1 protein-coding gene is annotated in these 1,344 nt (G+C 35.3%); it reads right to left on the bottom strand.

Annotated features, from left to right (window positions below; translation table 11 throughout):
* Positions 1-60: 60 nt before the first annotated feature.
* Complete coding sequence (locus FC89_RS04135) at positions 61-1,239, bottom strand: IS256 family transposase (RefSeq protein ID WP_057871293.1); 1,179 nt, start codon at positions 1,237-1,239, stop codon at positions 61-63.
* Between the last annotated feature and the right edge of the window lie 105 nt (positions 1,240-1,344).

Genomic DNA, 1,344 nt, shown 5'->3' on the forward strand with positions numbered 1-1,344 from the left:
GGGAGTGTCAAGAAGTTTGTGTAAAAAGGGATTGCCCTTTCTCCATAAAATTAAATCTTTTCAGTCGAAAAGTGATTCTAATGTATCCTTAACTTGTCCGAATCCACGATGAATTCGATTAAAGTTCTTTTCGTTGTAACTAATTACTTGCACTCCAATGAAATTGTCTAATGATTTTTCATTGGGAAACTGTTCTTTTGCTTTAGTCTTGCGTTTAATCTTTTTATTTAGCGATTCTATAATATTTGTTGAATAAATGGTTGGGCGTATTGCGGCTGGAAAAGCCAAAAAAGCTAATAATTCCTTTTCAATTGACCTAATGTGACTAATCAGATTTGTGTATTGTTTTTCCCAAGTACTATAAAAATCGGCAAGTATTTTATGAGCTTCAGTTTTATTAGTTACCGAATGAAGCTGTTTGAAATCATTTAAAATGACCTCACGGTCTTTTAAACGGACATGTGTACTAATATTACGCATAACATGAACTAAACATCTTTGAAATTTTGCTTTAGGAAAAGCATGTAAAAGCGCTGGTTGAAGTCCGACCATTCCGTCCGCAATAATTAATTGAACCTGTTTAAGCCCTCGCTGCTTAAGATCTGCTGCCATTTCCGACCAGACTTCAGCATTTTCACTGGGTGCAATGCGATAATCAAGAACTTCCTTAATTCCAGTGGGTGCAATTCCTAAGGCAATATAAACCGCCTCTCTTTGAACTGTGTCACGACGCAAAGGTAAATAAGTTGCATCTAAGAATAAGCAAACATAGTTTGCTTTAATGGTTCGCTGATGAAAAGCTTCAATCTGCTTAGTTACTTGAGCAGTAATGTTAGAAACAGTTGTAGCTGAATAATAAGAACCATACATTTTCTCAATCAAATCAGCGATTTCACGAGTGGTAACACCTTTAGAGTAAAGTTGAATAATTGTAGTTTCTAAAGTATCTTGACGACGAGAATAAGCTGGAAGTAAATGATTATGAAACTTGCCTTGTCGGTCACGCGGCACAGCAATTTTCAACTTACCATATTCGGAATCAATTAACCGAAAGTATTGACCATTCCGATAATTGTTAGCCTTAAAACCATTACGTTCATAAGGATCATAACCGAGTAACGAAGTTAACTCAGCTTGTAAGATTTGATTAATAGCTGTTTCAAGTTGTTGGCGAAAAAGTTCTTTAACATCGCCATTTGATAATAGAGTTTTGGTTAAATTTTTGGTAAACTGTTCCATGGGGAATCCCTCCGTTTTGGTTTGGTTTGACGATTTAATCATACGGGGAAGGGATTCCCTTTTCAATAGGATTTTATTCATTTACACAAACTATTTTATACTCTC

This window comes from Liquorilactobacillus ghanensis DSM 18630, assembly GCF_001435235.1.
Taxonomy (GTDB): Bacteria; Bacillota; Bacilli; order Lactobacillales; family Lactobacillaceae; genus Liquorilactobacillus; species Liquorilactobacillus ghanensis.